Consider the following 8603-nt stretch of genomic DNA (forward strand, 5'->3'; position numbering starts at 1 on the left):
ACGCGGGCCGCCCTGCAGGGCATCAGCTAAGGCGCCAGCTCTCAATAAAAAACGCCGCCCCGAGAGGCGGCGTTTTTACCATATGAGGCCATCACCTACATCGGGCTTCGCCCGCGCAGGAGGCCGATCACAGCGGAGATCGCGAACAGAACGATCGCCACAAAGAAGATCAGCTTGGCGATCTCGACAGCAGTGCCGGCAATGCCACCAAAGCCGAACAGGGCCGCGACGAGAGCGATAATGAGAAACGTGACTGCCCAACCGAGCATGATGTTACCTCGCAAGACTTGAACTCGGCCTTAGCCGATGACGACAGATCAACTCCAAGCAAAGCGTTAAGGTTCCCGTCGATGTCCCAGCTCTTCCGAAGCAGCATCTAAGCCATTCGGCTAAGAAGAGATTTGCAAAAAGCGTCCCGCTATCTTGGAACTCTCCATTTTCCAGCACGTTTCCGCTTCAAGCATGGAGAACAACTATGAATCGCTCAGTCGCTCTTCGGTCGTCCGTGATTTTCATGATCGTCATGGGGCTTGCCGCTACGGCAGGAATCTCGACGCAAACGGAAGTCGCGGAAGCGCTTTTTCTGATTAGCGGCGCCCTTTGCGCAGTCATGTTGATGTTCTCCTTCGCAGTCGCGACCCCGAGCTACGCACCAGTCCCGGTTCGAATTCGCCGCCGCATCTAAAAGCCCATCGAGGTCCGGTTGCATAAAAAAGCCCGCGTTGAACGCGGGCTTTTTGTATCGAGCTTGTGCCGTTCTTACTCGGCCGGCTGAACCTTCTTGGTTTCCACCGCATCGCTCTGTCGGCCACGCAGGAGGTGGTAGAGAATGATCGCGCCGAACGTTGCGGTGCCGATGCCATCCAGCGTGAAGCCCGCGAGCGTCAGCTTGAAGTTACCCGCGCCGAGCACCAACGCGACAGCGACGGTGATGAGATTGCGTGGGTTCGAGAAATCGACGTTGTTCTCAACCCATATCCGTCCCGCTGTCGCGGCGATGAGACCGAAGACGACGATCGACAGGCCTCCGAGAACCGGGATCGGGATCGTCGAGATGAACGCTCCGAATTTCGGCGACAGGCCAAGGAGCAAAGCGACAAACGCCGCGACGATGAAGATGAGCGTCGAGTAGATCCGCGTGACCGACATGACGCCCATATTCTCGGCGTAGGTCGTCATGCCTGTTCCGCCGCAGGCGCCCGACACGATGGTCGCGATGCCGTCGCCCATGAAAGCCCGACCGAGATAAGGATCGAGATTGCGCCCGGTCATGGCGCTGATGGCTTTGATGTGGCCGAGGTTCTCCGCGACCAGGATAATGGCGACGGGTGCGATGAGGCTCATTCCTTGCAGGGTGAACACCGGCGCCTGGAATGTGGGCAGACCGAACCATGCTGCTTGCCCGATCCTCGAGAAGTCGATCGGCTGCCCCAATCCGAGGATGTTGGCGCAGATGTAGTAGGCGAGATAGCCGAGAGCGCCGCCGACCAGGATCGGCAGCCKGCGCCAGACGCCCGGCGCGTAGACCGCGATGCCGCCGACGGCGAGCACCGTGATGATGGAGATCCAGCGCGCAAACGACGTGCCGGCGGCGTTGTCCGGTGTCACGCCGGACGCACTGCCGATGGCGATCGGCGCAAGCACGAGACCGATGGCGGCCACGATGGCGCCGGTGACCACCGGGGGCATCAGCTTCTCGACCCACCGATGTCCGGCCATCTGCACGATGACGCCGATCRACGTATAGAGGACACCGGCCGCGATGATGCCGCCGAGGGCGATGGGAATGTTGGGATTGGGGCTGCCGACGGTCGCGCCGGTCGCAACCAGGACAGGCCCGATGAACGCGAAACTCGAGCCGAGATAGCTAGGAACGCGACCTCCGACCACGATGAAGAAAATCAATGTCGCGATGCCGGAGAAGAAAATCGAAACGTTCGGATCGAACCCCATCAGGATCGGGGCGAGCGCCGTCGAGCCGAACATGGCGACGACGTGCTGAAGACCTGCGACCACCGTTTGGCCCGCTGGAAGCCTTTCGTCAGGAAGGATGACCCCGTCCGTCTTCAAGGTCCATCGCGGCAGAAAACCGTTGCTCATTGTTGACAACCCCCACGTCGATCCACGTCATGTCCAGATGGCTACCATGACTTTTGCTATGCCATTTGACGGTAGCCTCGGGGTCATGAGCGGGCTAGCCTGAAATTGAGTTTGTCAACCGCCCGCAAGAGGCCATCGCGGCTTGCTCTGCGATGGCCCTCACGTCCCACCGGAGCATCCATGCGCAAGGATCATTCCTTTCCCGAAGGTTCAGTGCAGACCCTTTGGCTCGACAGCGACGTCCTGAAGGGGAATCTTCTCGGCGATCCCGCCCGCCGCCGGATCGACGTCTATGTTCCGTCCGGTCAAGACGGTGCCGATCTGCCCCTCCTGGTCGATCTCGTCGGCTATACGGCCGGCGGCCCGGCTCACACGAACTGGAAGAATTACGGCGAGAACGTTCCCGAACGGCTCGACAGGCTGATTGGTTCAGGCGCCATGCCGCCGGTCGTCGTGGCTTTTCCCGATTGCTTCACGCGACTCGGCGGAAACCAGTATGTGGACAGCGCGGCGACCGGGCGCTGGGAGGCTTTCCTCATCGAGGAGATGCTGCCGCTCGTCGAGCGCACATATCAATGCGGGGGCGATGGAAAACGGGGCGTGTTCGGGAAGAGCTCCGGAGGTTTCGGTGCCATCGTCCACGCCTTGCGTCATGGCGGTAAAGTCTGGAGCGCGGCAGCGTGCCATTCCGGCGATATGGGCTTCGAATTTCTGTACCATCTCGGCGAGTTCGCCGGTGCTCTGCGTCATCTCTCGGAACACGACATGTCCGTCGAGACGTTCGTGCGCAAATTCGAAGCGGGTCCGAAGGCCAAGGATGCCGACTGGCACACCATGATGATCCTGGCGCAATGCGCCACCTTCGATCCGGATCCCAACCAGTTCTACGGCATCCGTCTGCCAGTCGATCTACAGACCTGCGAAGTCGTCGACGAGCGTTGGGCCAACTGGCTTCGGTGGGATCCGATGCGCATGGTGGACGACAAGCGTCATCTCGATGCGCTTCGACGCATGAAACTCGTCTATGTCGATTGCGGCGACATCGACCAATACAACATGATCCACGGTTCCCGGATCTTGCATCGCAAGCTGGAGGCCGCGGGCGTCGCGCACGTATACGAGGAATTTCACGACAATCATTCGTCGGTCGATTATCGCATGGACCGCAGCCTGCCGCTCCTCGCCCGCGCGCTCACCTGACGAGTCTCAGAATTCAATCCCGGCCTGTGACTTCACGCCGGACGAGAAGTGGTGCTTGACGAGACCCATTTCCGTCACCAGGTCGGCTGCCTCGATCAATTCCGGCTTCGCGTTTCGGCCCGTCACGACGACATGAAGATCGGGCCGTCGCGCCTTGAGTTCAGCGATCACCTGATCGAGCGGAAGATAATCGTAACGCAGGGCAATGTTCAGCTCATCCAGTACGAGGAGCTTGATCTCGTTCTTGGCCATCAACTCGCGCGCCTTGTCCCACGCGCGCTGCGCGGCGGCGACGTCACGGTCGCGATCCTGCGTCTCCCAGGTGAAGCCCTCCCCCATCGTGTGCCATTCGATCAGGTCGTCGAACCGCTCCAGGGCGGTCCGCTCGCCGGTGCTCCAGGCACCCTTGATGAATTGCACGACGCCGACCTTCCAGCCGTGTCCCAGCGCCCTGAGGACCAGGCCGAACGCCGCCGTCGACTTCCCCTTGCCGGGGCCGGTATTGACCAGAAGAAGCCCTTTTTCGATGGTCTTCGAGGCGACCTCCCGATCCTGGACTTCCTTGCGCTTGATCATCTTCGCGCGGTGGCGCGCGGCTTCGTCTTCCGATTGCGACACGATGCATCCTCCGGGACCAATGAGTCGTTCCTGCCGGCCCGGGCAACGCGCGTCAACCTCCCCCGCAGGATTGCAGACCCTCGCTGGACAGGCTAAGAACGATCACGACGGTGCCTCGATTGAGAGGTGAAAAGGGAACGCGGTCAAATCCGCGGCTGCCCCCGCAACTGTAAGCGGCATGGTCCGTACCTCAAGCCACTGGGCGAGCCCGGGAAGGCGGAACGGACGCCTCAGCCGTGAGCCAGGAGACCTGCCGTCATCATTGCTTCTTCGGGTCGCTTGGGCGGGGTGTCCAATCGGCTGTTTCGGATCTCGCGATCCGGCTTCGTCCGTTGAAGCTTTTGGCCCGAGGGCCGACCGACGGAGAAGCGCGTGCGCTTTCGACCCATCAATCCTAACGCCGTTCGCTCGGCCTCGCGCCAGTCACGTGTCTGATCCCGTCATGGATGCACCATGCTCTGGCGACGAGATTCGGCTCTATGTCTGCGTGACCTGCCGGCAAGCAGGTGGCGGCGACGCCGATCTTCGGCCGGGCGCTCAACTGCATGAAGCGCTGAGCGCGGCCCTGGCKCAGGGCGACCCAGCCCTCGGCGGCGTTCGGATCGAGCCCGTCGAGTGCCTCAGCGTGTGCAAGCGGCCCTGCACCATGGCGATCGCCGGTGGCGAAGGACGCTGGACCTATGTCTATGGCGACCTCGACCCTCAGACTTCCGTGGAAGCCATCGTCGATGGCTTGCGCCGCTACCGGGCAACGGCCAACGGCATCGTGCCCTGGCGCGAGCGCCCTGAGATTTTCCGCAAGGGCGTTGTCGCCCGAATCCCTCCCCTTTCCCCCATCGGATGACCTTGATGACCGACCTCGCCAAAATCCCCTGCACGATCGTGACCGGCTTCCTCGGTGCGGGTAAGACGACACTGGTGCGCAATCTTCTCGAAAACCCCGGAGGCCGGCGCCTTGCGGTTCTCGTCAACGAATTTGGCGATATCGGCTTCGACGCATCCTTTATCGAAGGCTGCGGCATCGAAGGCTGCACGAAGGAGGATATCGTCGAACTGCCGAACGGCTGCATCTGCTGCACCGTCGCCGACGATTTCGTTCCGGCGCTGACCCAACTCCTCGATCGCGACAATCCGCCCGACCACATCCTGATCGAAACCTCCGGCCTTGCCTTGCCGAAGCCGCTTGTGACGGCGTTCAATTGGCCGGCCATCCGCTCGCGCGTGACGGTCGATGGTGTGATCGCTGTCGTCGACGGACCCGCAGTCGCGGCAGGCGTCTTCGCCGATGATCCAGAAGCGCTCGCGGGGCAGCGCGCGGCCGATACGTCCGTGGAGCACGAAAATCCGCTGGAGGAGGTGTTCGAGGATCAATTGCTGTGTGCCGACATGATCCTGCTCAACAAGACCGACCTGATGGACGACGAGGCCCGGGCGCGGGTCAAGAGCGACATCGCGGGGCATTTGCCGCGCACGGTGAAGATCGTCGAGACCGATCATAGCCGCATCGAGTCCTCGCTCATCCTCGGCCTCGCAGCCGAAGTCGAATCCGATCTCGGCTCCCGCCCCTCGCACCACGATGCCGAGGAAGAGCATGACCACGACGACTTCGAGACCGTTGCAGTCGCCGTAGGCGCCATCGCATCGGCGGACACGCTGCTGCAGCGCGTGGGACGCGCCGCTGAAGCCGAGGGCGTTCTACGCATCAAGGGTTTCGTACCGGTCGACGGTCGCCCCATGCGTCTCGTGGTCCAGGGTGTCGGGCGCCGGATCGATCATCACTACGATCGTCCGTGGAAAGCGGACGAGGAGCGCCATGGCCGCCTGGTCGTGATTGGACTCAAGGGCTTCGACAAAACGGCGGTCGAAGCCGCCCTCGCGGGCTGACATGCATCTTCTCCCGGTCACGACCGTTTCGCTCGACGACAGCGCCCAGGCTGTCGATCTCGGTCAAAGCCCGGGAGACGTCGTCGTCTTGTCGTTCACCGACAGCGATCTCAGCACACTCGCCGAGGCCTATCGTCAGGATCAGCATCTGCCGACGCTCCGCCTCGCGAGCATGCGGCAACTGAAGCATCCGCTCTCAGTCGACCTCTATCTCGACAAGACCGTTGCGCACGCAAAGTTCGTGATCGTCCGCTGTCTCGGCGGAATCGATTACTGGCGCTACGGGCTTGAGCGCATCAACGCATTGTGCCGTGAGCGCGGCATCGCCCTTGCCGTTCTTCCCGGTGACGACCGCGCCGATTCCCGCTTGCTCTCGCTCGCCACGGTACCCAGCACGGTTGTCGACGCCCTGAACGGATACTTTCGCGCGGGTGGCGTCGCCAACATGCGGGCGCTTCTGCAGAGAGTGGCAGGTGAACTCGGCCTGGATCTCCATCCGAAGAGCCCGCATTCGGTGCCTCGCGCGTTTGCGTGGGATCACACCACGGGCGACGTCGACCTCGACGAACGTTGTGCCGACCTTTCGCCGTCGGCGCCCCTCGCCTATCTCGTCGTCTATCGCTCGACCGTACTTTCGGCTGACACGGCGCCGATCTGCGCGCTTGCGAAATCGTTGGCAGAGCGCGGAATAAACACACTGATTCTTGCCGTCGCCAGCCTGAAGGATGATGACGCAACAACTCTGATCGGCCGCGCTCTGAATTTGCGCAAGCCCGACATCGTGATCACCACCACCGCGTTCTCGGCTCGCGAGGACTCCACATTCGTACTCGACCGCGCCGATTGCCCGGTTCTCCAGGCCGTGAACGCAGGGTCGACGCGGGAAGCGTGGCTGGCATCCGCGCGTGGTCTGTCGGCAGCCGATCTCACAATGCAGATCGTCCTGCCGGAATTCGACGGGCGACTGGCCATCGGCCCGATCTCCTTCAAGGAGAACAGTGAGCTCGATCCCGTTTTGGGCTTTGTCGGTCGCCGTCAAGTTCCGGATCGAGAGGGGATCGCCGCCGCAACGGACGACGTGGTCGCGTGGATCAAATTGCGCCGCAAGCCGCGCGGTACACGCCGGCTCGCGCTGGTGATGTCGGATTATCCCGCGCGCGGTGGACGCGCCGGTTTTGCCGTCGGCCTCGACACCCCGGCCAGCACATGCCGCATCCTCGATCTGCTCGAAGACGCGGGCTACAACGCCTCGCGCACGTTCGACCAAGCGGCCTTGATGCCTGCGCTAACGACGGCCGAGCCTATCTTCGCGGTTGATCTGAAAACCTATCGCGCCTGGTTCAGCGCTCTTCCAGCGGAGGTCCAGGCTGCCATCTGCGAGGCATGGGGAATGCCGGACGACGACCCCGATCTCGTCGACGGTGCATTTCGTTTTCGCGCGCYCGAAGCCGGAAACGTCCTCGTGGCTTTGCAGCCGGATCGGGGACGCGGCGCGGATCGCAAAGCGTTTTATCACGCACCCGATCTGCCGCCGACGCATGCCTATCTCGCCTTCTATCTCGGCCTGCGCACAACCGCGTTGATCGACGCGCTGATCCATCTTGGCACCCATGGAACAACCGAGTGGCTGCCCGGCAAAGCCGTGGCTTTGTCGACGTCCTGTGCACCGCGTTTCGCAATCGGTTCGCTGCCCGTCGTGTACCCCTTCATCGTGGACGATCCGGGCGAAGCCGCTCCAGCGAAGCGCCGTATAGGCGGCGTTACGATCGGCCATATGACTCCATCCGTCGCGACCGCGGATCTGCCGGAAGACCTGGCGGTCCTTCGCGAGTTGGTCGAAGAATACTCATCCGCCCAGGTGCTCGATCCGCGCCGCGGTGAAATCGTGGCGCGCGAGATCATCGCACGCGCCGAAGCAAGCGGTTTGAGCCAGACGTGCGGCGTTTCTCCGGGCATGCCGATGGCGGAGGCGTTGAGCGCGCTCGACGCGCATCTCTGCGACTTGGCCGAAGTCGTCATTCGCGACGGGCTGCATGTTTTCGGCGATGCGCCCGACCATCCAGAATGTGCGGAGGGCGAACGTGACGGGCTCCTCCGTGCACTCGACGGACGCTTCGTCGTGCCCGGTCCGTCGGGATCGCCGTCGCGGGGACGACGGGATGTGATGCCCACCGGCCGCAATCTGGCGACTCTCGATCCGCGCGCCATTCCAACCCGAGCGGCGACCGCTCTCGGAGAACGGGCGGCAAACGAGATCGTTCGCCGCCACCTCCAGGACGAGGGCGATCATCCACGCCGTATCGTCATGGATCTCTGGGCTTCGCCGACCCTGCGGTCCGGCGGAGAAGACATCGCTCACATCCTGGCGCTCATGGGCGTGCGGCCGAAATGGGACACGGCTTCGACTCGCGCCACCGGCTTCGAGATCGTGCCTCTGCCGTTGCTCGACCGTCCGCGCATCGACGTCACCGTGCGCATCTCTGGAATGTTTCGCGATACGTTTCCCGATCAGATCAAGCTGATCGATCAGGCGGCGAAGCATGTGGCCTTGCTGAACGAAGACGACGCATGGAACGAGCTCGCCGCCGCGCGCCGCCGTGGTGAGCCCGCGAACAGGATCTTCGGCGCCGCGCCCGGTCGTTTCGGCGCAGGCGTGGCGGGCCTCGCGCTCGATCAAGCCTGGGACACGCGGGACGATCTCGCGCGCGCCTATTTGGAGCAGACCTCGCACGCGTTCGGCGAGGGCGAGAACGGGACGCGGGACAATTCATTCGCGGCACGGGTGGCACGCTCCGACGCCT

General features: G+C 62.8%; 8 protein-coding genes and 1 riboswitch. Of the genes, 5 read left to right on the forward strand and 3 right to left on the reverse strand.

All coding sequences use genetic code 11. From position 1 onward, the window contains the following. Positions 1-95 precede the first annotated feature (95 nt). Positions 96-269, reverse strand: a complete 174-nt coding sequence (locus tag AC1DT3_RS06795; RefSeq protein ID WP_009494036.1) for a DUF1328 domain-containing protein — start codon at positions 267-269, stop codon at positions 96-98. Between the two features lie 206 nt (positions 270-475). Here AC1DT3_RS06795 and AC1DT3_RS06800 point away from each other — a divergent pair, with 206 nt between their 5' ends. Continuing rightward, on the forward strand, positions 476-685 hold the full coding sequence (locus tag AC1DT3_RS06800) for a hypothetical protein (protein WP_477464493.1): 210 nt from the start codon (positions 476-478) through the stop codon (positions 683-685). Between the two features lie 74 nt (positions 686-759). Here AC1DT3_RS06800 and AC1DT3_RS06805 read toward each other — a convergent pair whose 3' ends face one another. Continuing rightward, positions 760-2100 (reverse strand): solute carrier family 23 protein, encoded by a 1341-nt coding sequence (locus tag AC1DT3_RS06805; RefSeq protein ID WP_477464494.1) that lies wholly within the window; start codon positions 2098-2100, stop codon positions 760-762. 180 nt (positions 2101-2280) lie between these two features. On the opposite strand from AC1DT3_RS06805, the gene AC1DT3_RS06810 reads away from it, so the two are divergent. Beyond that, positions 2281-3300 carry an alpha/beta hydrolase gene (locus AC1DT3_RS06810; protein WP_477464495.1) on the forward strand — a complete coding sequence of 340 codons (1020 nt, stop codon included), beginning with the start codon at positions 2281-2283 and terminating at the stop codon, positions 3298-3300. 6 nt (positions 3301-3306) lie between these two features. Here AC1DT3_RS06810 and cobO read toward each other — a convergent pair whose 3' ends face one another. After that, a complete protein-coding gene (cobO, locus tag AC1DT3_RS06815) occupies positions 3307-3918 on the reverse strand; it encodes a cob(I)yrinic acid a,c-diamide adenosyltransferase (RefSeq protein ID WP_477464496.1) in 612 nt (203 codons plus the stop codon). Between the two features lie 91 nt (positions 3919-4009). Continuing rightward, a riboswitch (cobalamin riboswitch) is annotated at positions 4010-4190 on the forward strand. A 170-nt stretch (positions 4191-4360) separates the two neighbouring features. Here cobO and AC1DT3_RS06820 point away from each other — a divergent pair. The 3 genes from AC1DT3_RS06820 to cobN all read left to right on the forward strand — a co-directional run. Then, positions 4361-4762 carry a DUF1636 family protein gene (locus AC1DT3_RS06820; RefSeq protein WP_477464497.1) on the forward strand — a complete coding sequence of 134 codons (402 nt, stop codon included), beginning with the start codon at positions 4361-4363 and terminating at the stop codon, positions 4760-4762. 5 nt (positions 4763-4767) lie between these two features. Next, positions 4768-5802, forward strand: a complete 1035-nt coding sequence (cobW, locus tag AC1DT3_RS06825) for a cobalamin biosynthesis protein CobW (RefSeq protein WP_477464498.1) — start codon at positions 4768-4770, stop codon at positions 5800-5802. 1 nt (position 5803) lies between these two features. Then, on the forward strand, positions 5804-8603 hold a 2800-nt coding region (gene cobN, locus AC1DT3_RS06830; RefSeq protein WP_477464499.1), incomplete at its 3' end, for a cobaltochelatase subunit CobN.

The sequence above is a fragment of the Microvirga sp. P4_G7 genome, from assembly GCF_056401005.1.